Raw genomic sequence first — 259 nt, forward strand, 5'->3', positions numbered from 1 at the left:
ACAGTAAACGTAGCCACATCCATAGCTAGTGGTGACACAGCAAGTGCAAATGACTTTACTGCAAAAACAGAAACTCTAACATTTGCACAAGGTGAAACAAGCAAGACTTTCACAGTTCAGACAACTCAAGACACCTTACTTGAAGGTAATGAAACCTTTACAGTCAGTTTAAGTAATCCTACGAGTGGTGCAATTATTAGTTCTACCAATGGTACAGCCAAAGGTACTATTAATAACGATGATTCTAGTCCTCAATTTA

The 259-nt window shown here is 37.8% G+C and carries 1 protein-coding gene; it reads left to right on the forward strand.

What is annotated here, in order from left to right:
- Positions 1 to 259, forward strand: a 259-nt coding sequence (locus tag FFR48_RS28645) for a Calx-beta domain-containing protein (RefSeq protein WP_307722549.1), incomplete at both ends; no start/stop codon positions are given.

Source organism: Sphaerospermopsis reniformis (assembly GCF_005402885.1).
Lineage (GTDB): Bacteria > Cyanobacteriota > Cyanobacteriia > Cyanobacteriales > Nostocaceae > Sphaerospermopsis > Sphaerospermopsis kisseleviana.